Source organism: Paracoccus sp. SY (assembly GCF_002901215.1).
In the GTDB taxonomy this organism is placed as follows: Bacteria; Pseudomonadota; Alphaproteobacteria; order Rhodobacterales; family Rhodobacteraceae; genus Paracoccus; species Paracoccus acridae.
Map to the genome: position 1 here is coordinate 323,728 of NZ_NWMQ01000001.1, position 23,858 is coordinate 347,585.

The following is a 23,858-nucleotide window of genomic DNA, read 5'->3' on the forward strand; positions in this document are numbered from 1 at the left end:
GTCAGTTCGCCCCGGATCTTGCGATATGGTCCAGCCGCTGCCGGAATGCCGTGCCATCGGGCGCGACCGCCTGGACGTGGATGTTCCAGGCCCCCGGCTCCAGCTTCAGCGGCGCGCGATAGATGCCGCCGCCTGCCTGTTCGAACTGGGGCGTCACATCGTCACGCTTGTGCGTGGGCCGCCCGATGGTGGCCGAGAAGTCGAGCAAGATGGGATGTGCGCCGGTGGCGTCCACGATCTCGATCACGATCTGCCCGCCGTCATAGCCGGCCTTCGCGGTCCAGCCCAGGTTCTGCTGGGCCGCACGCTCACGGTCGAACTGCTGCGAGGCGACGTAGCTGTTCTTGACCTCCAGCCCCGGAAAGCTGCCGACGGCCAGAAAGGCCATCACAAGATTGACGGCGATGATGACGCCGAAGGCCGACAGCGTGATGAAAAGGACATGACGTCCGGTAAGTTCCCTGGTCATCCTATTCACCCTTTCCGTGAAAGATCGTGCCGACCGATGCGGTCGTGCCGTCAACCTCGTCCCGGACGACCAGGTCAAGCTGTGTCGTCGCCTGGGTCGCGATCTCGGACCCGGCCGGCGCGGTGATGTAAAGCCTGCGGCTCAGCGTCTCGTCCGCGGGAACCTCGGCGATGGCGGAAGGCGCGCCCTCGACCGCGACGACAAGGCCGTCGGCGCCCTCGACCGCGAAGCTGAAGCTGCGGGCGTCGTGCTGCTTGTTGCGCAGGCGTACTTCATAGGTGTTGCGGATGGCGCCGTCCGACATGGTCACGAACAGCGGATTGCGCACCGGCGAGACGTTGAGGTCAAAGGGCGAGCGCACGAACAGCGCGACGATCAGCGCGACCCCGATCCCGGCCCACAGCGTGAAATACAGGATCGTGCGCGGCCGGAAGATATGCCGCCAGACCGATTTCGGCTGCGCGCCTGCGCGTTCGGCGGTCTCGTCCCTCAGCGCCATATAGTCGATCAGCCCGCGCGGCTTGCCGATCTTGTCCATGATCTCGTCGCAGGCGTCGATGCACAGCGCGCAGGTGATGCATTCCATCTGCTGTCCTTCGCGGATGTCGATGCCCATCGGGCAGACGTTCACGCAGGCCAGGCAGTCGATGCAGTCGCCCGCCGAATTGACGGGGATCGGACCGCCGACGCCGGTCGGGACGCCGGGATAGGGAACGGGCGGATACTTGCCCCCGGCGGCGGGACCTGCGGCATGGCTTTCCGCCTCGGCCTGGAAGGCCACGGCCGCGGGGCGGTGGCGCACGTTGGTCTTGCCGCGCGGCTCGCCCCGCCATTCGCGATAGGCGACGGTCAGCGTGTCCTCGTCCATCATCGCCGCCTGGATGCGCGGCCAGGGACAGGCATAGATGCAGATCTGTTCGCGGGCAAAACCCCCGAACAGGAAGGTCGTCCCCGTCAGGATCGCCATGGTGATATAGGCGACAGGATGGGCTTGGCCGGTCAGCAGGTTGCCCAGCAGCGTCGGCGCATCGGTGAAATAGAAGATCCAGGCCCCGCCGGTCATCAATGCGATCACCAGCCAGACGGCCCACTTGGCCAGCCGCAGGCGGATCTTCTGCGCGTCCCATTGCTGACGATGCAGGCGGATGCGGGCGTTGCGGTCGCCCTCGATCCAGCGTTCCACCAGGATGAACAGGTCGGTCCAGACCGTCTGCGGGCAGGCATAGCCGCACCACACGCGTCCCAGGGCACTGGTGAACAGGAACAAGCCCAACCCCGCCATGACCAGAAGGCCCGCGACGAAATAGAATTCGTGCGGCCAGATCTCGATCCAGAGAAAGAAGAACCGCCGGTTCGCCAGATCGACCAGGACGGCCTGGTCGGGCATGGTGGGACCACGATCCCAGCGCAGCCACGGCATGACGTAATAGATCGTCAGGGCCACCGCCATGACAATCCATTTGAGGTTCCTGAACCGCCCCTTGACGCGTTTCGGAAAGATCGGCTCCCGCTTGGCGTAAAGGCTGGGGTGGTCCAATTCGGAATTGGACATTGTAAGAATCGCTCCTGTTTCGCGACACCCGGTCTAGACCGGCCCGAAGGGCGATTCCTTGACCTGCATCAAACGACAGGGTCCGGCCACGCCTTGCGCAAGCCGCGGATCATCGCGCTTTCCGCCGGTCCTGCGCTGACGTAACCTGCGCCCAGGAAGGAGCTTTCCATGCTGACCATTCACGGCGTCACCCGTTCGCGCGCCTCTCGCATCATCTGGCTTTGCCACGAAATCGGGCTGGAGTTTCGCCAGGTTCCGGTCATCCAGGCCTATCGTCTGGCCGACCCGGACGCGCCGGATGCCCCCTTGAACACCCATTCCCCCGAATTCCTTGCCCTGTCCCCCGCCGGAACCATCCCGGTGATCGAGGATGACGGCCTGGTCCTGGGCGAATCCCTTGCGGCGACCCTGTATCTGGCGCGCAAGTACGGCGACGATCTTGGCCCGGCCGACCTGGCCGAGGACGCGCTGATGATGCAGTGGAGCTTTTACGCCGCCACCAGCGTCGAACCGGACGCCCTGACGATCCTGTTCCTGCACGCGCCGTCGCGCCTGCAATCGGGCGACGACCAGGCGATCGTTGCGAATGCCGCCGAACGGCTGATCCGCCCGCTGAAGGTGATCGAGCCGCATCTGTCCACGCACGAACATCTGGTCGGCGGACGATTTACCGTGGCGGACCTGAACCTGGCCGAGGTTCTGCGCTATGCCCAAGGTTACGGGGAACTGATGAGCCAGTTTCCGGCCGTCATGTCCTGGCTGGAACGATGCCAGTCCCGCTCGGCCTTCCGCAGGATGTGGGAGGCACGGCTGGCGGAACCCGAGTGAGATTGAAACGGACACAGGAACATCCGATATGGTGCACATATCCCGTCGGCGCGCTGCAACGCGGCCCTGTTCGGCGGGACTGGCCTTGACCCCGCCAGCATGAGATAGTCCCCCAACCAAGAACAAGAGCAGAACCCGATGGCCGACGACCTTCTTTCCGCAGTCGATGCGACCGACAGCTATTCCGCCGCCTCCATCGAGGTGCTGGAGGGGCTGGAGCCTGTGCGCAAGCGTCCCGGCATGTATATCGGCGGAACCGACGAACGCGCACTGCATCACCTTGTGGCCGAAATCCTCGACAACTCGATGGACGAGGCGGTGGCAGGCCATGCCAGCCGGATCGAGATGGAGTTGCTGGCCGATTACAGCGTGGTCGTGCGCGACAACGGCCGCGGGATTCCCATCGACCCGCACCCGAAGTTTCCGGGCAAGTCCGCGCTGGAAGTAATCCTCTGCACGCTGCACGCGGGCGGCAAGTTCTCGGGCGATGCCTACCAGACCTCGGGCGGCTTGCACGGGGTCGGCGCGTCCGTGGTGAACGCGCTGTCGGACAGCATGATCGTGCAGGTCGCGCGCAACAAGGAACTGTTCGAGCAACGGTTTTCGCGCGGCATCCCGCAGGGTCCGGTGGCCAGGATCGGCGCGGCCCCCAACCGGCGCGGCACCACCGTCACCTTCCATGCCGACGAGGAGATCTTCGGCCATCACCGCTTCAAGCCCGCGCGGCTTCTGAAGATGGTCAAGTCCAAGGCCTATCTGTTCAGCGGCGTCGAAATCCGCTGGAAGTCCGAGATCGACGACGGCGAAACCCCGCGCGAGGCGACCTTCCATTTCCCCGGCGGCTTGGCCGATTACCTGTCCGAAACGCTGCACGGCGCCAGCACCTATGCCGACCGGCCCTTCGCGGGCAGCGTCGATTTCCGTCGCCAGGGCGCGCCGGGCAAGGTGGATTGGGCGATCAACTGGACGCCCTCGCGCGACGGCTTCATCCAGTCCTATTGCAACACCGTTCCCACGCCGGAAGGCGGCACCCACGAGGCTGGCTTCTGGTCGGCGATCCTCAAGGGCGTGCGGGCCTATGGCGAACGGATCAACAACAAGAAGGCCGCGAACATCACGCGAGAGGATTTGCTGACCGGCGGCTGTGCGCTTGTGTCCTGCTTCATCCGAGAGCCGGAATTCGTGGGCCAGACCAAGGATCGCCTTGCCACGACCGAGGCCGCGCGCCTTGTCGAAAACGCCGTGCGCGATCATTTCGACACCTGGCTTGCGGCCGACACGAAGTCTTCGGGCGCGATCCTGGACTTCCTGATCCTGCGGGCGGACGAACGCCTGCGCCGCAAGCAGGAAAAGGAAACCGCCCGCAAGACGGCCACCAAGAAGCTGCGCCTGCCGGGCAAGCTGGTCGATTGCAGCGCCACCAGCCGCGACGGGACCGAGTTGTTCATCGTCGAAGGCGACAGCGCGGGCGGGTCGGCCAAGATGGCGCGCGACCGCACCAACCAGGCGCTGCTGCCGCTGCGGGGCAAGATCCTGAACGTGCTGGGCGCGGCCTCGACCAAGATGGGGGCGAACCAGGAAATCAGCAATCTTTGCCAAGCACTTGGCGTCGGAATGGGATCCAAGTTCAAGGTCGATGACCTGCGCTATGACAAGGTCATCATCATGACGGACGCCGATGTGGACGGCGCGCATATCGCCAGCCTGCTGATGACCTTCTTCTTCACGCAGATGCGGCCGCTGATCGACAAGGGGCACCTGTACCTGGCCTGTCCGCCGCTTTACCGCCTGACTCAGGGGGCGCACCGGGTCTATGTCGCGGATGATGCGGAAAAGGAACGGATGCTGGCCAAGGGCCTGGGCGGACGCGGCAAGATAGACGTGCAGCGCTTCAAAGGCTTGGGCGAGATGGACGCCAAGGATCTCAAGGACACGACGATGAACCCCAAGACCCGCAAGCTGATCCGGGTCAGCATCGACGATGACGAGGGGGGCGAGACCGGCGACCTTGTGGAACGCCTGATGGGCAAGAAGCCGGAACTGCGCTTCGAATACATCCAGGAAAACGCCCGCTTCGCCGAAGAACTGGACGTCTGAGATGCAGCAATATCACGACGCCCTGCGCATGGTTCTGGAACAGGGTCTTGAAAGCACCGACCGGACGGGCACCGGCACGATCAGCCATTTCGGGCTGCAATGCCGTTACCGCCTGTCGGACGGCTTTCCACTGGTGACGACCAAGAAGCTGCACCTGAAGTCGATCATCCACGAATTGCTGTGGTTCCTGTCGGGCGACACGAACATCCGCTATCTGCAGGAAAACGGCGTCTCGATCTGGGACGAATGGGCGGACAAGAACGGCGACCTCGGGCCGGTCTATGGCCGGCAATGGCGCCACTTTCCCAAGCTGGTGCCAAGCGGCCTTGACGCCGACGGTCGGCCGCTGTTCTTCGCGGGCCATGTCGATCAGATCGCGGATCTTGTGGAAGCGATCCGCAAGACGCCCGACTCTCGCCGCCTGATCGTGTCCGCTTGGAATCCTGGCGACGTGCCGGACATGGCGTTGCCGCCCTGCCATACGCTGTGGCAGGTGCGGATCCTGGCGGGCAAGCTGCATCTGCAACTGTATCAGCGGTCGGCGGACATGTTCCTGGGCGTGCCGTTCAACATCGCCTCCTATGCGCTGCTCCAGGTGATGCTGGCCCATGTCACCGGCTATGAACCGGGCGATTTCGTCCATTCCATCGGCGACGCGCATATCTATTCGAACCACCTGGATCAGGTGCGAACCCAGCTTGCACGGACCCCGAAGCCGCTGCCCCGGTTGCGCCTGCGCCGGGATGTGCAATCCATCTTCGATTTCCGTTTCGAGGATTTCGAGGTACTGAACTATGACCCCGACCCGGCCATCAAGGCCCCCGTGGCGGTCTGATCCATGCTGACCCTGATTGCAGCCCGCGACCGCAATGGCGCCATCGGCAAGGACAACGACATCCCCTGGCGCGCGCCCGAGGATCTGGCCTTCTTCCAGCGCGAAACCACCGGGGGCGCTGTCGTCATGGGTCGCAGGACCTGGGAAAGCCTGCCGTTCAAACCCTTGAAGAACCGCCTGAATCTGGTCGTGTCCTCCGACCTTGCTGTGGCCGAGAACGTCCTTCCCACGCCCCAGGCCGCCGTGGATCACGCGCATTGCCTGGGTCATCGCCGGGTCTATGGCATCGGCGGGGCCGGCATCTATCGGGCCCTGCTTCCCATGGCCGACCGGCTGTTGCTGACGCAGGTGGACCTGGCCGTCACGGATGCGGACGCGTTCTTTCCCGATTTCGACAAGGATCAGTGGCATTGCCTGGGTTCGCTGGTCTTGCGCCAGGACACGCCCTGCTGCACCCTTTTCGAATACTTGCGCCGCCGCTGACCCAACAGGAGGATCCCGATGAATATCCGCTACTTGCACACCATGGTTCGCGTCAAGGATCTGGACAAGACCATCGCATTCTTCAAGCTGCTGGGGCTGGAGGAGACGCGCCGGATCGACAACGACAAGGGCCGCTTCACCCTGGTCTTCATGGCCCCGCCGGGTCAGCCGGAATGTCCGGTCGAACTGACCTTCAACTGGGACGGGGACGAAGGTCTGCCCTCGGACAGCCGCCACTTCGGCCACCTGGCCTATCGGGTCGGCAACATCTATGATCTTTGCCAGAAGCTGATGGACGCCGGGGTCACCATCAACCGTCCGCCGCGGGACGGGCACATGGCCTTCGTGCGCAGCCCCGACAATGTCTCGATCGAACTGCTGCAGGAAGGCGATCACCTGCCCCCGGCCGAACCCTGGGCCAGCATGGAAAATACCGGCCACTGGTAAGGCGATACCCGCGGGTCAGTAGATATAGCGGATCTGTTCCAGCCAGAACCGCTCGATCCGGCGGCTTTGCAGGTTGACCTGCTCCAAGGGCGGGTCTTCCAGCACGCCGGACATGGCCAGCCCTTCGGCATGGCGCAGGAACAGGCGGTGGACCATGTCGCGGATCGCCTGTCCTTCCTGGGTCAGCTTGACCCGCACCGAACGGCGGTCCATGTCGCTGCGTTCGTGATGGACATAGCCCATCGTCACCAGCTTCTTCAGGTTATAGCTGACATTCGATCCCTGATACATGCCACGGGACCGAAGCTCGCCCGCCGACACCTCGGCCCCGCCGAGGTTGTAAAGGATCATGGCCTGTACGGGCGTCAGGTCATGTTGGCCCAGACGTTCGAATTCGTCCTTGACCAGGTCCAGCATCAGCCGGTGCAGCCGTTCCAGAAGCTGCAGGGATTCCAGATAGGCTTCGGTCGTGTCTGCCAGATCCGGCAGAGCCTGAACGTCGGCCTGGGGGCGCATGTCGCGCGGCGCGGGGGAAATCATGGCGTCTTGCGGTCCTGATTTGTTCCTCATGACCCGACATTGCCGCAAAAATCAAAATCTTCAGTTAATGCAACAGAACTTCCCGGCAAGAATAGGAAGAATTTTATCGAACCGGCCTCAGCCGTTCCGCGGCATGATCCGCGACCCGATCCAGGATCGCACTGATTTCGGCAGGGCCGCGATTGGTCCCGCCATTCACCCGCGCCGTCACCCACAGATAAAGATCCTGGTCGTTTTCAGACAGCATGGCCTCATAGATATCCAGTTCGGCCGAATTCAGCGATGCCAGTGGCCCATCGGCGAAATGGCCCAGGATCAGGTCCATTTCCTTCATGCCCCGGCGCCAGCTGCGCATCTTCAGGCGGCGCAGACGGGTTTCAGCCGATTCGATCATTCTTCCATCCTTCCGCGACGCTTGCCGTCCTGGGAACCGCAGCATAATCCATGCGGGCAAGACGTTCAAACCAGCAAGGACCGCCATGGGTTTCCTGTCCGACCGCCTGAGCCGAATCAAGCCCTCGCCAACGATTGCGATGACGACCCGCGCGGCCGAATTGCGGGCGAAGGGACGCGACATCATCAGCCTGTCCGCCGGGGAACCGGACTTTGACACGCCCGTCCATGTCCGCGGCGCGGCCAAGGCCGCCATCGATGCGGGGCACACGCGCTATACCGCCGTGGATGGGACGCCATCGCTGAAACGCGCGATCAGCGACAAGTTCGCGCGGGAAAACGGGCTGGATTATGCCCCGTCGCAGGTCACGGTGGGCACGGGCGGCAAGCAGATCCTGTTCAACGCGCTGATGGCGACGCTGGACGAAGGCGACGAGGTGATCATCCCTGCCCCCTATTGGGTCAGCTATCCCGACATGGTGCTGCTTGCCGGGGGCAAGCCGGTCATCGTCGAATGCGGGATTGATCAGGGCTTCCGCCTGACACCTGAGGCACTTGAGGCCGCGATCACGCCGCGCACGAAATGGCTGATCCTCAACTCGCCCTCCAACCCGTCTGGAGCGGGATACGACCGCGCGGCCATGCAGGCGCTGACCGAGGTGCTGCTGCGCCATCCGCAGGTCTGGATCCTGTCGGACGACATCTATGAACACCTGGTGTTCGACGGGTTCGAATTCGTCACCCCTGCCCAGGTGGAGCCGCGCCTGAAGGACCGCACCTTGACCATGAACGGGGTCAGCAAGGCCTATGCCATGACAGGCTGGCGCATCGGCTATGGCGCCGCACCCGAGGGGTTGATCAAGGCCATGGCGAAACTGCAGTCGCAATCGACCTCGAACCCCTGTTCGGTCAGCCAGTACGCAGCCGAGGCGGCGCTGACGGGACCCCAGGACTACATCACCGAAAGCCGCGCGGTCTTTCAGCGCCGGCGCGACCTGGTGGTGGCCGGGCTGAACGCCTGCCCCGGCATCGACTGCCCGACACCGCAGGGGGCGTTCTATGTGTATCCGTCGATCAAGGGGCTGATCGGCAAGACCTCGGCCGCAGGCGCCACGATCACGGATGACGAGGCCTTCGCGAACGCGCTGCTGGATGAAACCGGCGTTGCGGTGGTGTTCGGCGCAGCCTTCGGCCTTTCGCCACATTTCCGCATCTCTTACGCGACCAGCGACGAACAGTTGACCGAGGCCGTGAGCCGCATCCGGCGCTTCTGCGAAGGGTGCAACTGACGCGTGTGACCCTGCGTTACCGGATCTGGTAACGACAGGAGATCACGATGCTGCCTCATGACACTCTGGTTGTCGTGACCGACGGCCAGTCGGCGACACTGTTCCGCAATGCCGCCAAGCACGGCATCGAGTTGTCTGAGACCGAACGGATCACACTGGACAGCATGAGCCAGCACAAGGCGGGTGACGCCAGTCCGGGCATCGTCGCTGCGGGCGATCCTGCCGTGTTTGCGGCCCGGCTTGCCGATCACCTGAACGACATGGTGCTGAAGCACAAGGCAGATGACGTCGTCATCATCGCGGATCCGCCCACCCTGGGGGTGTTGCGCAAGCGGTATCACAAGGAACTGCAATTCCGCCTGCGCAGGGAAGTGGCCAGGAACCTGACGAATTCCGACCTTCGCGCCATCGAGGACGCGCTGTCCTTATAGGCAGCGGCCCTTGATGCCGGCGGCTTTCGTCACAAGGCGGTCCAGCCCCCATCGACGCTGATGGCCGTGCCGGTGATCTGGGCCGCGGCGTCGCTGCACAGGAAGGCCGTCGTATCCCCCAACTGTTCGACGGTGACGAATTCCTTGGACGGCTGGCGTTCCAGCATGACCTTCTGGATCACCTCCTCGCGGCTCATGCCGTATTCCTTCATCGTGTTGGGGATCTGCGCCTCGACCAGCGGCGTCAGGACATAGCCAGGGCAGACCGCGTTGCAGGTGATCGCCTCTTTCGCGGTTTCAAGGGCGGTGACCTTGGTGAACCCGACGATCCCGTGCTTGGCCGCCACATAGGCGGATTTGAAGGCGCTTGCCGTCAGCCCGTGGGCGGACGCGACGTTGACGATGCGCCCCCAGCCCGCGGCACGCATCATCGGCAGGGCCGCTGCGGTCGTGTGAAAGGCCGAGGTCAGGTTGATCGCGATGATCGCGTCCCATTTCTCGACCGGAAAGTCTGGGATCGGCGCGACATGCTGGATGCCCGCGTTGTTCACCAGGATGTCGCAGCGTCCCGCCCGTTCGATCAAGGCCCGGCATTCGTCGCCCTTGGACATGTCCGCCTTGATATAGCGGACGGTGACGCCATGGTCCCGCGCCAGGGACTCGGCCAGGGCATGATCCTCGTCCCGGTCCGTGAAACTGTTCAGGACGATATCCGCCCCCGCCATGGCCAGGCGGTGCGCGATGCCCAGCCCGATCCCAGAGTTAGAACCCGTCACGACTGCGGTTTTACCGCCTAGAAACTTTTGAAACATCGCCCCCCTCCTGACTGTCGGCTTTAACAGGGCGCAAGGCCCCAGCCGTTTGCAGGTGCAGCATGGGGAAAAAAAAGCGCCCGCACAAGGCGGGCGCAAGTCATGAGGCAGGTTTCATACAGGCAAGAAACCTATCGAGCAGTAAGCCATTTATACGCTAATGCCTGTCAGAGTCCAACGAAGAAGTTCGACCCGGCATTGACGATCCCGGTTCAAGTCAGTTGAATTTGTATCGAAAAGAAGAAAATCGAGCAGACAGGCAATGAAATTCTTAAGAAACCTTAACAAATCTGCGGTTATCCGTGCCTTGTGCCTGATATCTGGCGGTTTTCTGACTGTTGCATCAATGCCGCTTGAAGGGCGTGCCGAACCGGCCCACGGGCTTGCAATGTATGGTCAGCCTGCTCTACCTCAAGGATTCCAAGCACTCCCCTACGTCAACCGCGACGCGCCCCAGGGCGGAATGATTCGCTTGGCCGAACCGGGGGGCTTCGACTCGCTCAAGCCCTGGGTGCTGAAAGGCAATGCAGCATGGGGCGTCGGCGTCCATGTCGCCGAGACGCTGATGTATCGCAGCCTTGACGAACCCTTCACGCTTTACGGACTTCTGGCGCAGTCTGTCGAAACGGCACCGGACCGCAGTTGGGTGGAATTCACCCTGCGCCCCGAGGCGCGTTTCTCGGACGGATCGCCCGTGACCGTCGAGGACGTGATGTGGTCATACGAGACGCTGGGGACGCAGGGGCATCCGCGCTATCACGGTGCCTGGTCCAAGGTCGCGAAGATGGAGCAGACCGGCCCCGCCCGCATCCGTTTCACCTTTTCGGAAAACGACCGCGAACTGGCGATGCTGATGGGGCTGCGGCCGGTCCTGAAGAAGGCCCAGTGGGAAGGCAAGGACTTCTCGGCCTCGGGACTGGAGGCGCCGATCGGCTCCGGTCCCTATGTCGTGGACCGGGTCGATCCGGGGCGCATGATCACCTTCCGGCGCGATCCCGATTACTGGGGCAAGGATCTGGCCGTCAACCGGGGGCGCAACAATCTGGACGTGATCCGCTATGACTATTTCGGCGATGCCAACGCCATGTTCGAGGCCTTCAAGGCGGGCGAGGTCACGGTCTGGCGGGAACTGTCCGCGAACAAGTGGGACCAGGAATACAATTTCCCCCTGATGACGCGGGGGGATGCGGTCAAGGCGGAAATCCCCAATGGCCGCCCGTCTGGGATCATGGGGCTGGTGATGAACACCCGCAACCCGCTGTTTGCCGACTGGCGGGTCCGTCAGGCCATGATCGAGGCCTTCAACTTCCGTTTCATCAATGCCACGCTGAACGGCGGCAAGGACCGGCGGATCACCTCGTATTTCGCGAATTCCAGCCTGGCGATGCAGCCCGGACCCGCGACCGGCCGGGTGGCCGAATTGCTGGCGCCCTTCTCGGCGGACCTGCCCCCCAGCACCATCGAGGGCTATGCCCTGCCCGAGGGATCGGACCGCGCGCTTGACAGGGCGGGCCTGCGGCGGGCGATCGCGCTGCTGTCGGACGCGGGATGGACCGTGCAGGACGGCGTTCTGCGGAACGCAGATGGCCGCCCCTTTGCCTTCGAAATCCTGCTGAACCAGTCCGGCACCGCCATGCGCACCGCGTCCGAGACCCAGCAGATCGCCGATATCTATGTCCAGGCGCTGCGGAACCTGGGGATGCAGGTGCGCATCACCTTGCTGGATCCGGCGCAGTTTGTGCAGCGCACCAATGAGTTTCAGTTCGACATGACCTGGTATGAACGCGCCCTGTCGCTGTCGCCGGGGAACGAACAACTGCTCTATTGGGGGTCCGAGGCTGCGGACCAGCCCGGCAGCCGCAACTGGATGGGCATGAAAAGCCCGGCGGCCGATGCCGTCATCGCCGCCATGGTCCAGTCTGAAACCGACGAGGATTTCACGTCGGCCGTTCGCGCCCTGGATCGAATCCTAACCGCAGGGCGTTACGTGATACCGGCCGGGTTCTCGCCGGTCTCGCGGCTGGCCCATGCTGCGGACCTGCGGTATCCTGCCCAGACAACGCCACTTTACGGAGATTGGCCGGGCTTCCTGCCCGAGCTGTGGTGGCAGGAGGCAGAAGAATGAAGGCAGTCTTGGGCATGCTGCTGGCCTGCACGGTGCTGGCTGGCTGCAATACGGTCGCTGGGGTCGGTGAGGACATCACCGGAATTGCAAACTGGGCGCAATCCTCGATGGGAGGCGGATACTGATGAAATGGAGCCATGTGCAGCAGAATTGGGCTGCGTTCTACGAAGCGATCGTCGAGAAGTGGCCCGAGGTCGACGAAACCGACCTTGATGAAATCGACGGCGATCAGCGCGCCTTCGTGGCCTATCTTGCCGAGGCGACCGGCCAGGAACCGTCCGAAATCCGCGAGGAATTGCGCGAATGGCTGGCCGGAGAGATTCCGTCGGACGTGGTCATGGATCCGACGCATGACAACCATTCCATCGCGCTCAGCGCCAAGTATGTGGGCGAGGGCGAGGATGAATATGCCGATGACGCCCGCTTCGGCGATGACGACGAATATCCTGACGACGGTGACAACTGACCGTCAGGCGGCGCGCGGTCCCCACAGGATGACCGCGGCGCCCGCCAGGCAGATCGCGGCGCCCATCACATCCCACTGATCGGGCCTGCGCCCTTCGGCCAGCCAAAGCCACAGGAGCGATGCGGTGATATAGACGCCGCCATAGGCCGCATAGGCCCGTCCCGCCTGATCGGCCGGGCTGAGCGACAGGACCCAGGCAAACAGCGCCAGCGAGGCCATGCCGGGCACCAGCCACAGCGGCGACTTGTCCAGCCGATACCACGCCCAGAAGGCGAAGCAGCCGGCGATTTCCGCCAAGGCGGCAGTCAGATAGATCGCAAGCACCTGCATCCGACCCGTCTAACGACGGCTTGCGGCGCCGTCCAGCACGCCTTTCCAGTTGCAACTGGGGGCGGGTTCTGCCACATGCAGCCCGACGGGGGGCATGGCATGAAGGACCGTCGCGATGAATCGCACCATCAAAATTGCCCTTGGCAGCATCGCAGTCGGGATCGTGGTCCTGGGGCTGAAGACCCTGGCCTGGCACATCACGGGATCGGTCGCGCTTCTGTCGGACGCCCTTGAAAGCACCGTCAACGTGGCGACGGCGCTTGCCGCGCTGATCGCGATCCGCATCGCCCAGCGTCCGGCCGACCGCGGCCATCCCTATGGGCACCACAAGGCCGAATTCATGTCGGCCGTCCTGGAAGGCGTGATGATCATCGTCGCGGCCCTGCTGATCCTCGAGGAGGCTTATCACGGCATCCGCGACCCCCAGCCCATGGACGCCCCGGTCAATGGTCTGCTGATCAATGCCTTCGCGGGCTGCATCAACGCCTGCTGGTGCTTCGTGCTGATCCGCCACGGCCGCCGCCTGAAATCCCCGGCGCTTGTCGCCGACGGCCAGCATCTGCTGTCGGATGTCATCACCTCGGCCGGAGTGATCTTCGGCGTGTCGATGGCCGTGATCTCGGGCTATCCGATCCTTGATCCGGTGCTGGCGGGGCTGGTTGCGATCAACATCCTGTGGTCGGGATGGAAGGTGATGGCGGTTTCCCTGGGCGGTCTGATGGACAGGGCGGTGCCAGAGGATCTGCTGCGCGATATCCGCACCACCATCTCGGACAACGCCGATGGGGCGATCGAGGCGCATGACCTGCGGACCCGGCACGCGGGCAGCATGACGTTCATCGACTTCCATCTGGTCGTGGACGGCGAAACCCCGGTGGCCGAGGCCCACGCCATCTGCGACCGGATCGAGGCCGCGTTGAAACGCCGCTTGGATGACGCGCAGATCACCATCCATGTCGAACCCGAACACAAGGCCAAGCATTCGGGCGTGCTGGTGCTCTAGGCCGCCAGCCTGACCCAGACGGGCACATGGTCGCTGGGCTTTTCGCCGGCGCGGGCCTCCTTGTCGATGCCCGTCTCGACCAGCAGGTCTGCGGCTTGGGGCGACAGCAGCAGGTGGTCGATGCGGATGCCATCGTCCTTGGCCCAGGACCCGGCCTGATAATCCCAGAAGGTGAAGGGACCGCGCGTGGACCAAGGATCGCGGATGCGGACGGCATCGGTCCAGCCCTGGTTCACGATCCGCCGGAAGGCCTCGCGGCTTTGCGGCAGGAACAGGGCGTCATCAACCCAGGCCTGCGGCCGGGCGGCGTCGCGCGGTTCGGGGATGATGTTGAAATCGCCCAGCATCACCACCGGAAGTTCGCTTTCCATCAGTTCTGCGGCACGCAGGCGCAGGCGTTCCATCCAGGCCAGCTTATAGTCGTATTTCGGCCCCGGCGCCGGGTTGCCGTTGGGCAGGTAAAGCCCCGCGATGCGGACCGCCTGGCTGCTGATGACGGTGGCCTCGATATAGCGGGCCTGTTCGTCGGCCTCGTCGCCAGGCAGGCCCCGCGTCACGTCCTCCAACGGCAGCTTGGACAGGATCGCCACGCCGTTGAAGCCCTTCTGGCCGTGGGTTTCGACGGTCCAGCCCAGATCCTCGAAATGGGCACGGGGAAAGCCCTCGTCCACGGACTTGATTTCCTGAAGGACGACCAGATCGGCGCCCGATCCCGCCAGCCAGTCGGTCAGTGCCTGAATCCGGGCCTTGACGCCGTTGATGTTGAATGTCGCGATTTTCATGCGCGCATCTTTATCCGCCCCCCGGCGATTGGCAACCGGGGTCGGGACACCTACCTTTCACCCTATGCGCCGCCTGATCGCCCTTCTGCTGACGATAGCCCTCGCCCTGCCTGCCCTGGCGCAGGACCGGCCGCGCGCGGGGCTGATGTGGAACCGCAGCGGGCTGCCCGCGACCCTGCCACTGGTCGTGCAGACCCTGCCCGGGCGCGACTTTGCGCTGTTCCTGTCGCCCGACATCGGGGGCGATCCGGTGATGGCGGGTTATATCCACGGCGGCACGTTCTTCCGCCTGCTGGTGCCGCCGGGCACCTGGACCATCCGCTTTGCCCATGGCACCGACTGGCAGGGAGAGGATGCGCTGTTCGGTCCCGACACCGAATGGACCCAAGTCGCGGAACCCATGACCTTCGGCGCATCGGTCGCGCGCAAGCACGGCTATATCATCCGCCTGATCGAGACCGAAGGGAAGGTGCGCGTCGCCTCATCGGGTGCGCTGGACCTGTGCCAGGGCCTGACGATAACGACGGAGGTGATCGAACTGGACGACGAACTCAGGGATGATCGGAACCGCCTGCCCACCCCCGGCCTGCGGCGGCTGGAGATCGACGTGGATACCCGCACCCGGGTCTGCGGCTAGATCGAGAAGGACGTCCCGCAGCCGCAGCTGGACGAGGCGTTGGGATTGTCGATCACGAAGCGCGCGCCGATCAGTTCATCGGCAAAGTCGATGACGGCCCCTGCCAGATAGGGCAGCGACACCGGATCGACCACGACCTTCTGGCCCGCGCCTTCCAGCACCAGGTCGTCGGCCTCGGCCTGGTCCAAGCGGATGTCGTATTGGAAACCCGAACAGCCGCCGCCCGACACGGCCACGCGCAGCGGGCGGACCTCGCCCGAATCGTTGATCTCGGCCAGGCGGGCAAAGGCGCGTTCGGTGACTTTGGGGGGCAGGTTCATGGGTCGTTCCCGTTTTCGTCGGCAGTGCCTAAATATAGTGTCCACCAGACCTGTTGCAAGGAAGGCCCTGCCCCCCTGATGTCCAGTGCGATCGCCCCTTACGCCTGCCAACCCGAAGCCAGCCGCGGGCGGCTGCACCCGGAACGCATGTCCACCTTCCGCAGCCCCTGGCAGCGCGACCGCGACCGGATCATCCATTCCAGTGCTTTTCGCCGGCTGAAGCACAAGACCCAGGTCTTTGTCGAACATGACGGGGAAGCCTATCGCGGCGATTATTTCCGCACCCGCCTGACCCACACGATCGAGGTCGCCCAGGTCGCGCGCACCATCGCGGGCGCGCTTGGCCTGAATACGGACCTTGCCGAAACCGTGGCGCTTGCCCATGACCTTGGCCACCCGCCCTTCGGCCATACCGGGGAAGACGCGCTTGCCGCCTTGATGCAGCCCTATGGCGGCTTCGATCACAACGCCCAGGCGCTGCGCATCGTCACGCGGCTGGAACGGCATTACGCCGATTTCGACGGCCTCAACCTGACATGGGAGGCGCTGGAGGGCATCGCCAAGCACAACGGCCCCGTGACCCGCCCCCTGCCCTATGCCCTGGCCGAGGTGAACGCCGACTGGGATCTGGAACTGCACACCAATGCCAGCGCCGAGGCTCAGGTGGCGGCCGTCGCCGATGACGTGGCCTACAACCACCACGACCTGCATGACGGCTTGCGCGCCGAACTGTTCACCGAGGATGAACTGGCCGAACTGCCCGTGGTCGGCCCCGCCTTTGCCGAGGTTGACTATCTTTATCCCGGCCTCGACCCGACCCGCCGCCGCTACGAGGCGCTGCGCCGCGTCTTCGGCGTCATGGTGGAAGACGTCATCGCCGTGGCCCAGAACCGTCTGGCCGGGTTGCAGCCGCAATCGGCGCAGGAAATCCGCGACATGGACGGGCCGATCATCCGCTTTTCCAAGCCGCTGTATCAGAACATCAAGGCGATCAAGTCCTTCCTGTTCACGCGCATGTATCGCGCGCCTTCCGTCGTGGTGGAACGCACCAATGTCACGGCGATGCTGAACGACCTGTTCCCGCTGTTCCTGCACGATCCCGGCCAGATGCCCGATCATTGGAGCGATCTGGCCCGCAAGGCAGGCGACGAAACCGCCTGCGCCCGCATCGTTCTTGATTACGTCGCAGGCATGACCGACCGCTTCGCCATCGCCGAACATCAGCGGCTGTTCCCCGGCCGCTGATATTTCCGCAAGCCGCGAACCTCTGCCCCTTCCGCGCGTTCAGTCGCCAAAGGATGAGCGCAGAAAGGACATCGCGATGGTCACACGCAGCGGATCGGCCACCTGGCAAGGCGGGCTGAAGGACGGCACGGGCACGGTATCGACCCAGTCGGGGGCCCTGGACGGCCTGTCCTATGGCTTCAACAAGCGTTTCGGCGAAGAGCCCGGCACCAACCCCGAGGAACTGGTCGGCGCGGCCCATGCGGCTTGCTTCAGCATGGCGCTGTCGAACATGCTGTCCGAGGCCGGCATCGGCAACATCGACATCAAGACCACGTCCCGGATCACCCTGGACAAGGACGGCGACGGCTTCACCGTCACCAAGGCGCATCTTGTGACCCAGATCTCTGGCGACGGCGACAAGGCACAGATCGAGGAACTGGCGCAGAAGGCCAAGGCAGGCTGCCCCATCTCGAAGCTGCTGAACGCCGAGGTCACGATGGACGCGACGGTCGCGTGATGCGTATCCGGATCGGGCACGAGATGACGATCGAGGTGCCGCAGGACACGCCGCTGATCAGCCTGACGACACCGGAAACGGCCCGGCACCGCGACTATGTCTTCCCCGAGGATGCAAGGACGATCCCCTCGGTCCCGGTCCAAACCTATGTCGATCGCTTCGGCAACATCTGCCGGCGCATGGTGGCGCCGGCGGGCAGCTTCACGATCTTCAGCGACATCACCCTGAACGACCCCGGCACGCGCGACGAGGCCGATTTCGGCGCCGCCGAATGGGCGGTCGAGGCCCTGCCACCCGAGGTCCTGGGCTACCTGACCGCCTCGCGCTATGTCGAGGTGGACCTGGTCAGCGACGAGGCCTGGCAGTTGTTCGGCCATGTCGCGCCCGGATGGAATCGGGTGCAGCATATCGTGGACCATGTGAACGGCAGCATGGTCTTCGACTACAAGCTGGCCTCGCAGTTTCGCACCGCCGCAAGCGCCCGACAGGACGGCGTGGCGGTCTGCCGCGACTTTGCGCATCTGACGCTGGGCTATCTGCGGGCGCTGAACATCCCGGCCCGCTATGTCAACGGCTATGTGGGCGACATCGGCGTGCCCGCCGCCGCCGCGCCGATGGATTTCGCCGCCTGGATCGAGGTCTTCCTGGGCGGCAAGTGGTGGACCTTCGATCCACGCAACAACCAGCGGCGGATCGGCCGGGTCGTCGTCGCGCGGGGGCTGGACGCGGCCGACGTGCCGCTGCTCAACACGTTCGGCACCCATACGCTGACAGGCTTCCGCGTCTGGTGCCATGCTGTCGACGACTTCGGCAACGAACTGGACGGGATGCTGTTCGCCTGACCTTGCATTGGCCCCGTCTCTGTGACCACCTGCCCCCCCAGGGCAGGATCGCATCATGACCGTCTTCAAGGGCCTTTCCGCATTTCCCATCACGCCCGCCGACGCCGACGGCCGCGTCATGCTGCCCGACCTTCAGCGAATCCTGCGCCACGTCGCAGAGGGCCGGCCGGATTCGATCTGTGTGCTGGGCAGCACGGGCGGCTATGCCTATCTTGACCCGGACCAGCGGCGCGCCGTGGCGGAAGCGGCCGTGGCCGAACTGGCCGACCGCGTCCCGGTGATCGTGGGGGTCGGCGCGCTGCGCACGGACACGGCCGTGGGCCTTACCCGCCACGCGGCCGATCTTGGGGCCGCCGGGCTGCTGGTCGCGCCCATGTCCTATACCCCGCTGACCGAGGATGAGGTCTTCCACCATTTCGCCGCCATCGCCGCGGCCAGCGACCTGCCGGTCTGCATCTACAACAATCCCGGCACGACACATTTCACCTTTTCCACCGCGCTGCTGGCCCGGCTGGCAACCCTTCCCACCGTCCGGGGCGTGAAGATGCCGCTGGTGTCCTCGGGCGACTATGCGAGCCAGATCGCCGAACTGCGCGCCGCCCTGCCAAAGGGCTTCTCGGTCGGCTACAGCGTCGATTGGGTTTGCGCACCCGCGATGCTGGCGGGGGCGGATGCCTTCTACAGCGTCGCCGCAGGGCTGTGGCCCGATCCGATGCTGCGGCTGGTGCGCGCGGCGCGGCAGGGCGACGCGGCCAAGGTCGGACGGATCGACGCGACACTTGCGCCTTTGTGGGACCTGTTCAGGACGCGCAGCAGCTTTCGCACCGTGCATCACGCGGCAAACCTGATGGGCCTGACCCAGGCCCAGCCGCCGCGCCCGATCCTGCCCCTGTCTGACCATGACGACACACTTCGCGCCGCCATCGCCGCCCTGGACACCCGCCAGCATTAGCATACCGTTGCATACCGATTGCCTATCGCGCGCGCGGCGGATAGAACCCCGCGAAATTGCGAGGGAGCCTTCCGATGACCAAGACCCGCACCGAAACCGACAGCTTCGGCCCGCTGGAGGTTGACGCCAGCAAATACTGGGGGGCGCAGACGCAGCGCTCGATCCAGAACTTTCCCATCGGCTGGGAACGCCAGCCGGTCGCGATCATCCGCGCGCTTGGCGCGATCAAGCTGGCAGCGGCCCGCGTGAACCAGGCCAATGGCGATTTGGACCCGTCCATCGGCAAGGCCATGGAACAGGCCGCGACCGAGGTCTTCGAGGGCAAGTTCGACGACAACTTCCCGCTGGTCGTCTGGCAGACGGGGTCCGGCACGCAGTCCAACATGAACGCGAACGAGGTCATCTCGAACCGCGCGATCGAGATCCTGGGCGGCGAGATGGGCAGCAAGAAGCCGGTCCATCCGAACGACCATGTGAACATGGGCCAGTCCTCGAACGACACCTTCCCGACCGCGATGCATGTCGCCATCGGCATGGTGGCCCGCGACACGCTGATCCCCGGCCTGGAAAAGCTGCACAAGGCCTTGGTCGCGAAGTCCGAAGAATTCAAGGACATCATCAAGATCGGCCGCACGCATACGCAGGATGCCACGCCCCTGACCCTGGGCCAGGAATTCGGCGGCTATGCCCATCAGGTCGCCAAGGGCATCGAGCGCGTCAAGCTGGCGCTGACCGACATCTATGAGTTGGCCCAAGGCGGCACGGCGGTCGGCACCGGGCTGAACACGAAAAAGGGTTGGGACACGGCCATTGCGGCGGAAATCGCCAGGATCACCGACCTGCCCTTCGTAACCGCCCCCAACAAGTTCGAGGCCCTGGCCGCGCATGACGCGATGGTCTTCTTCTCGGGCGCGCTGAAGACGGCCGCGGCATCCCTGTTCAAGATCGCCAATGACATGCGCCTGCTGGGATCGGGGCCGAGATCCGGCCTGGGCGAACTGATCCTGCCGGAGAATGAGCCGGGATCGTCCATCATGCCGGGCAAGGTCAACCCGACCCAGGCCGAGGCGCTGACCATGGTCTGCGCCCATGTCATGGGCAATGACGCGGCCATCGGCTTTGCAGGGTCGCAGGGGCATTTCGAGTTGAACGTCTATAACCCGATGATGTCCTATAACGTGCTGCAGTCGATGCAGCTTCTGGGGGACGCGGCGGGCAGCTTCACCGACAACATGGTCGTGGGCACCCAGGCCAATATCCCGCGGATCGAGAAGCTGATGAAGGAATCGCTGATGCTGGTGACGGCCCTGGCGCCCACCATCGGCTATGACAACGCCACCAAGGTCGCCAAGACCGCGCATAAGAACGGCACCACCCTGCGCGAGGAAGCAATCGCCCTTGGCTTCGTGGATGGCGAGACCTTCGACCGCGTTGTCCGCCCCGAGGACATGATCAGCCCCAAGGGCTGATCGGGCTTGACCTGATCGGGCCGGGCCGCGTTATGCTGACGCGTCCCGGTTTTTCATTGGACCCATGACCAAGATCATCAACCTGCGGCAGGCCCGCAAGCAGCGCGCCCGCGACGACAAGCGCGCGGCGGGCGATGCCAACGCCGCCAAGTTCGGCGAGGCGAAGCCCCTGCGCGATGCGCGCCAGGCCGAGGCCGCGCGCGCGGACCGCATCCATGACGCGCACCGGCTGGACGATCCGCAAGGCAATGATTGACCTGCCGCCGATGACGCCCCCGGCCAAGCGGTCGGTGACCATCGACGGGCACCGCACCTCGGTCTCGCTGGAGGATGCGTTCTGGCGGGGCATCGCGGATGCGGCCCGCGCGCGGGGCATGACCCGCGCCGAACTGATCGGCCGGATCGACCACGCCCGCCCGCCCGAGGTGGGGCTGGCGACGGCCCTGCGCCTGTTCGTGATCGCAGAGTTGCAGCGTTAGCCGGGGGCTGTCTGCCCCCGCTCGGGCCTGCCGGCCCCTTCCTCACTGAAAAAGGTCCACTGGACCTTTTTCCGGGCGTTAGGAAGCCCCGAGGATATTTGGACCAAAGTGAAGGCTCAGGCGCGCAGGGTGCCGCCGGTCGCCTTCTGGACCTTGTCGATGATCTTCTGGCTGACGGCCTCGATTTCCGCATCCGTCAGGGTCTTGTCGCGCGGCTGCAGGCGCGCGGTGATCGCGATGGACTTGCGCCCGCCTTCAAGGCCAGTGAACTGGTCGAAGACCGTCACGCTGTCGATCAGCGCCTTGTCCGCCCCGGCGGCGGCGTTGACCAGGGTCAGCGCCTCGACCTGCGGATCGACCACGAAGGCGAAGTCGCGTTCGACCGCCTGCAGTTCCGAAATGGCAAGGGCCGGGCGGGTTGCCGTCTTGGCCTTGGGGAAGGGCACGTTGGCGATGCGGACGGTGAAGGCCACGGCCGGGCCCTTGACATCGAAGGCGCGCAGGATGCGGGGATGGATTTCCCCGAAGGTCGCCAGGACATTCGGGCCCAAGGCGATGTTGCCCGCGCGGCCCGGATGCCACCATGGGTCCAGCTTGCGGTTCACCTGCACCTTGGCGGGCGCGCCGATGGTGGCCAGCACGGCCTCGGCATCGGCCTTGGCATCGTAGAGGTCCACCTTGCGGCGGCTGCCGAAGGGATCGCGCGGCGCCGTGTTGCCGATCATCAGGCCCGACAGTTGCGTCGCCTGTTCGCCCGGCTCGCCGCCTGCGAAGACCGGACCCAGTTCGAACAGCGCCAGATCCGCGCTGCCGCGCGCCTGGTTGCGGGCAGCGGCTGCCAGAAGGCCGGGCAACAGGTCGGGGCGCAGATGCGTCATCTCGCTGCTGATGGGGTTTTCGACCCGCACCGCATCCGTACCGCCGCCGAACAGCGCGGCCGCGTCGCTGTCGATGAAGCTGTAGGTCACGCATTCGTTGTAACCCAGCGCCGCCGCCTGCCGCCGCGCCGCGCGTTCGCGGACCTGCAGCGGGGTCAGGACCGGCTGGGGCACGCCGGGACGCGGACGCGGCAGAGGCTGGCCCTGCAGCCTGGTCAGGCTGGCGATGCGGGCGATCTCCTCGACCAGGTCGGCCTCGCCCAGGACGTCGGGGCGCCAGGTCGGGACATGGGCCATGTCGCCTTCCATGCGGAAGCCGAGCGCGGTCAGGGTGGCGCGCTGTTCATCCGCCGGGATGTCCAGGCCGACCAGGCTGGCGGTGCGGGCGGTGTCCAGGAGATAGGCGCGCGCGGTGTCGGGAACGGCGCCGGCCTCGACCACCTCGGAGGGCTCTCCTCCGCACAGATCCAGGATCATCCGCGTCGCAAGTTCCAGCCCCGGGCGGGTGAAGGCCGGGTCCACGCCGCGTTCGAAGCGATAGCGGGCGTCGCTGTTGATCTTCAGCGCGCGGCCCGTGGCCGCGATGGCGATAGGATCCCAATAGGCGCTTTCAAGGAAAACCTCGGAAGTGTCTTCGGAACAACCGGAATGTTCGCCCCCCATGATGCCCGCGATGCTTTCGGGGCCATTCGCGTCAGCGATCACCATGGCCCCTTCGGGCAGGGCATAGGTCTTGCCGTCGAGGGCCAGGATCTCCTCTCCCGCCGCAGCCGGACGGACCGCCAGATCCCCCGATACCTTCGCCATGTCAAAGACATGCAGCGGCCTGTTCAAGTCATAGGTGAACAGGTTGGTGATATCGACCAATGTGTTAATCGGGCGCAGCCCGATGGCGCGCAGGCGCTGTTGCAGCCATTCGGGCGCGGGGCCGTTCCTGACGCCCCGGATCACCCGGCCTGCGAAATAAGGGGCCTTGTCGGCAATGGCCGGGTCGATGCTCACGCCGACCGGACTGGGGAAGTGCCCAGGAACCACAGCATCCGCCACGGGCTTCAGCACGCCCAGGCCGCGCGCCGCCAGATCGCGGGCGATGCCGTGGACGCCAAGCGCATCGGGCCGGTTCGGCGTGATCTTGATATGGATCATCGGATCGACCTTTTCCGGCGCGTTCTGCGCCAGCCAGTCCACGAAGCGTTGTCCGACCTCGCCCGAGGGAAGCTCGATGATGCCGTTGTGTTCGTCCGACAGTTCAAGCTCGCGCTCGGACGCCATCATGCCGTGGCTCTCCACCCCGCGGATCTTGCCTACGCCAAGAGTGGTGTCGATGCCGGGCACATAGTCGCCGGGCTTGGCCAGCACCACCGTGATCCCCTCGCGCGCGTTGGGGGCGCCGCAGACGATCTGCTTCTCGCCCTCGTCCGTCAGCACGCGGCAGACCCGCAGGCGGTCGGCGTCGGGATGTTGTTCCGCGTGCAGGATGCGGGCCAGGGTAAAGCTGCGCAGCTTGGCGGCGGGATCGCGCACCTCCTCGACCTCGAGGCCCAGGTCGGTCAGCGCCTCGGTGATCTGATCCAGGGTCGCGTTCGTATCGAGATGCTCTTTGAGCCAGGAGAGGGTGAATTTCATGACGCAGCTTTCCGTTTCGCGCCGCAGGG

The 23,858-nt window shown here is 64.8% G+C and carries 28 protein-coding genes; 19 read left to right on the forward strand and 9 right to left on the reverse strand.

The window, feature by feature from the left end:
* Position 1 precedes the first annotated feature (1 nt).
* Together CK944_RS01580 and CK944_RS01585 are read right to left on the reverse strand one after the other, a co-directional pair.
* Entirely contained in the window at positions 2-469 is a 468-nt protein-coding gene (locus CK944_RS01580) for a FixH family protein (RefSeq protein WP_103171244.1), read from the reverse strand.
* Position 470: 1 nt separating this feature from the next.
* Positions 471-2,021 carry a cytochrome c oxidase accessory protein CcoG gene (locus CK944_RS01585; protein WP_103171245.1) on the reverse strand — a complete coding sequence of 517 codons (1,551 nt, stop codon included), beginning with the start codon at positions 2,019-2,021 and terminating at the stop codon, positions 471-473.
* A 168-nt stretch (positions 2,022-2,189) separates the two neighbouring features.
* Between CK944_RS01585 and CK944_RS01590 the strand changes: the two genes are divergently transcribed.
* From CK944_RS01590 to CK944_RS01610, 5 genes are all read left to right on the forward strand, one after another.
* A complete protein-coding gene (locus CK944_RS01590; protein WP_103171246.1) occupies positions 2,190-2,849 on the forward strand; it encodes a glutathione S-transferase family protein in 660 nt (219 codons plus the stop codon).
* A 138-nt stretch (positions 2,850-2,987) separates the two neighbouring features.
* Positions 2,988-4,946 carry a DNA topoisomerase IV subunit B gene (gene parE / locus CK944_RS01595; protein ID WP_103171247.1) on the forward strand — a complete coding sequence of 653 codons (1,959 nt, stop codon included), beginning with the start codon at positions 2,988-2,990 and terminating at the stop codon, positions 4,944-4,946.
* Between the two features lies 1 nt (position 4,947).
* Positions 4,948-5,781 (forward strand): thymidylate synthase, encoded by an 834-nt coding sequence (locus CK944_RS01600; RefSeq protein ID WP_103171248.1) that lies wholly within the window; start codon positions 4,948-4,950, stop codon positions 5,779-5,781.
* Between the two features lie 3 nt (positions 5,782-5,784).
* Positions 5,785-6,264: a dihydrofolate reductase gene (locus CK944_RS01605; RefSeq protein ID WP_103171249.1), complete on the forward strand. Its 480-nt coding sequence runs from the start codon at positions 5,785-5,787 to the stop codon at positions 6,262-6,264.
* Positions 6,265-6,282: 18 nt separating this feature from the next.
* A complete protein-coding gene (locus tag CK944_RS01610; protein ID WP_103171250.1) occupies positions 6,283-6,711 on the forward strand; it encodes a VOC family protein in 429 nt (142 codons plus the stop codon).
* A 15-nt stretch (positions 6,712-6,726) separates the two neighbouring features.
* On the opposite strand, the gene CK944_RS01615 is transcribed toward CK944_RS01610, so the two are convergent.
* Both CK944_RS01615 and CK944_RS01620 read right to left on the reverse strand, forming a co-directional pair.
* Entirely contained in the window at positions 6,727-7,227 is a 501-nt protein-coding gene (locus CK944_RS01615; RefSeq protein WP_103171329.1) for a MarR family winged helix-turn-helix transcriptional regulator, read from the reverse strand.
* 127 nt (positions 7,228-7,354) lie between these two features.
* Positions 7,355-7,645 carry a succinate dehydrogenase assembly factor 2 gene (locus CK944_RS01620; RefSeq protein WP_229665101.1) on the reverse strand — a complete coding sequence of 97 codons (291 nt, stop codon included), beginning with the start codon at positions 7,643-7,645 and terminating at the stop codon, positions 7,355-7,357.
* A gap of 85 nt (positions 7,646-7,730) precedes the next feature.
* On the opposite strand from CK944_RS01620, the gene CK944_RS01625 reads away from it, so the two are divergent.
* Positions 7,731-8,933 carry a pyridoxal phosphate-dependent aminotransferase gene (locus tag CK944_RS01625; protein ID WP_103171251.1) on the forward strand — a complete coding sequence of 401 codons (1,203 nt, stop codon included), beginning with the start codon at positions 7,731-7,733 and terminating at the stop codon, positions 8,931-8,933.
* 47 nt (positions 8,934-8,980) lie between these two features.
* A complete protein-coding gene (locus CK944_RS01630; protein WP_103171252.1) occupies positions 8,981-9,364 on the forward strand; it encodes a host attachment protein in 384 nt (127 codons plus the stop codon).
* Between the two features lie 29 nt (positions 9,365-9,393).
* On the opposite strand, the gene CK944_RS01635 is transcribed toward CK944_RS01630, so the two are convergent.
* Positions 9,394-10,176, reverse strand: a complete 783-nt coding sequence (locus CK944_RS01635; protein WP_103171253.1) for a 3-hydroxybutyrate dehydrogenase — start codon at positions 10,174-10,176, stop codon at positions 9,394-9,396.
* 346 nt (positions 10,177-10,522) lie between these two features.
* Between CK944_RS01635 and CK944_RS01640 the strand changes: the two genes are divergently transcribed.
* The 3 genes from CK944_RS01640 to CK944_RS01645 are packed head-to-tail and all read left to right on the forward strand — an operon-like array spanning position 10,523 to position 12,767.
* Positions 10,523-12,301: an extracellular solute-binding protein gene (locus CK944_RS01640; protein ID WP_370463844.1), complete on the forward strand. Its 1,779-nt coding sequence runs from the start codon at positions 10,523-10,525 to the stop codon at positions 12,299-12,301.
* Positions 12,298-12,426, forward strand: a complete 129-nt coding sequence (locus CK944_RS24170) for a hypothetical protein (RefSeq protein WP_256388064.1) — start codon at positions 12,298-12,300, stop codon at positions 12,424-12,426. Before CK944_RS01640 ends, CK944_RS24170 begins: the two co-directional genes overlap by 4 nt.
* Entirely contained in the window at positions 12,426-12,767 is a 342-nt protein-coding gene (locus CK944_RS01645; protein ID WP_103171255.1) for a hypothetical protein, read from the forward strand. The genes CK944_RS24170 and CK944_RS01645 overlap by 1 nt, the downstream gene beginning before the upstream one ends.
* 3 nt (positions 12,768-12,770) lie before the next feature.
* Here CK944_RS01645 and CK944_RS01650 read toward each other — a convergent pair whose 3' ends face one another.
* Positions 12,771-13,097, reverse strand: coding sequence for a YnfA family protein (locus tag CK944_RS01650; RefSeq protein WP_103171256.1), 327 nt, complete (start codon positions 13,095-13,097; stop codon positions 12,771-12,773).
* A gap of 115 nt (positions 13,098-13,212) precedes the next feature.
* Between CK944_RS01650 and CK944_RS01655 the strand changes: the two genes are divergently transcribed.
* The gene (locus CK944_RS01655) at positions 13,213-14,100 is read left to right on the forward strand and encodes a cation diffusion facilitator family transporter (RefSeq protein ID WP_103171257.1); all 888 of its coding nucleotides are present in this window, start codon (positions 13,213-13,215) and stop codon (positions 14,098-14,100) included.
* Here the strand turns inward: CK944_RS01655 and xth are convergent.
* Entirely contained in the window at positions 14,097-14,882 is a 786-nt protein-coding gene (xth, locus tag CK944_RS01660) for an exodeoxyribonuclease III (protein WP_103171258.1), read from the reverse strand. The genes CK944_RS01655 and xth overlap by 4 nt on opposite strands.
* 64 nt (positions 14,883-14,946) lie before the next feature.
* Here xth and CK944_RS01665 point away from each other — a divergent pair, with 64 nt between their 5' ends.
* Positions 14,947-15,519, forward strand: a complete 573-nt coding sequence (locus CK944_RS01665; protein ID WP_103171259.1) for a hypothetical protein — start codon at positions 14,947-14,949, stop codon at positions 15,517-15,519.
* Here CK944_RS01665 and CK944_RS01670 read toward each other — a convergent pair.
* Entirely contained in the window at positions 15,516-15,839 is a 324-nt protein-coding gene (locus CK944_RS01670; RefSeq protein ID WP_103171260.1) for an iron-sulfur cluster assembly accessory protein, read from the reverse strand. The two genes, CK944_RS01665 and CK944_RS01670, sit on opposite strands and share 4 nt — an antisense overlap.
* 78 nt (positions 15,840-15,917) lie before the next feature.
* Between CK944_RS01670 and CK944_RS01675 the strand changes: the two genes are divergently transcribed.
* The 7 genes from CK944_RS01675 (at position 15,918) to CK944_RS01705 (ending at position 21,325) form a co-directional block, all read left to right on the forward strand.
* A complete protein-coding gene (locus tag CK944_RS01675; protein WP_103171261.1) occupies positions 15,918-17,084 on the forward strand; it encodes a deoxyguanosinetriphosphate triphosphohydrolase in 1,167 nt (388 codons plus the stop codon).
* A gap of 76 nt (positions 17,085-17,160) precedes the next feature.
* On the forward strand, positions 17,161-17,583 hold the full coding sequence (locus CK944_RS01680; protein WP_103171262.1) for an OsmC family protein: 423 nt from the start codon (positions 17,161-17,163) through the stop codon (positions 17,581-17,583).
* Positions 17,583-18,425, forward strand: coding sequence for a transglutaminase family protein (locus CK944_RS01685; protein ID WP_103171263.1), 843 nt, complete (start codon positions 17,583-17,585; stop codon positions 18,423-18,425). Before CK944_RS01680 ends, CK944_RS01685 begins: the two co-directional genes overlap by 1 nt.
* 55 nt (positions 18,426-18,480) lie before the next feature.
* Positions 18,481-19,377 carry a dihydrodipicolinate synthase family protein gene (locus tag CK944_RS01690; RefSeq protein WP_103171264.1) on the forward strand — a complete coding sequence of 299 codons (897 nt, stop codon included), beginning with the start codon at positions 18,481-18,483 and terminating at the stop codon, positions 19,375-19,377.
* Between the two features lie 74 nt (positions 19,378-19,451).
* Complete coding sequence (fumC, locus tag CK944_RS01695) at positions 19,452-20,846, forward strand: class II fumarate hydratase (RefSeq protein WP_103171265.1); 1,395 nt, start codon at positions 19,452-19,454, stop codon at positions 20,844-20,846.
* 64 nt (positions 20,847-20,910) lie between these two features.
* On the forward strand, positions 20,911-21,102 hold the full coding sequence (locus CK944_RS01700; protein ID WP_103171266.1) for a DUF4169 family protein: 192 nt from the start codon (positions 20,911-20,913) through the stop codon (positions 21,100-21,102).
* Positions 21,062-21,325, forward strand: a complete 264-nt coding sequence (locus tag CK944_RS01705; protein ID WP_239985938.1) for a ribbon-helix-helix domain-containing protein — start codon at positions 21,062-21,064, stop codon at positions 21,323-21,325. Before CK944_RS01700 ends, CK944_RS01705 begins: the two co-directional genes overlap by 41 nt.
* Before the next feature lie 116 nt (positions 21,326-21,441).
* Here the strand turns inward: CK944_RS01705 and pheT are convergent, their stop codons facing one another.
* Positions 21,442-23,829, reverse strand: a complete 2,388-nt coding sequence (gene pheT, locus CK944_RS01710) for a phenylalanine--tRNA ligase subunit beta (RefSeq protein ID WP_103171268.1) — start codon at positions 23,827-23,829, stop codon at positions 21,442-21,444.
* Positions 23,830-23,858 lie beyond the last annotated feature (29 nt).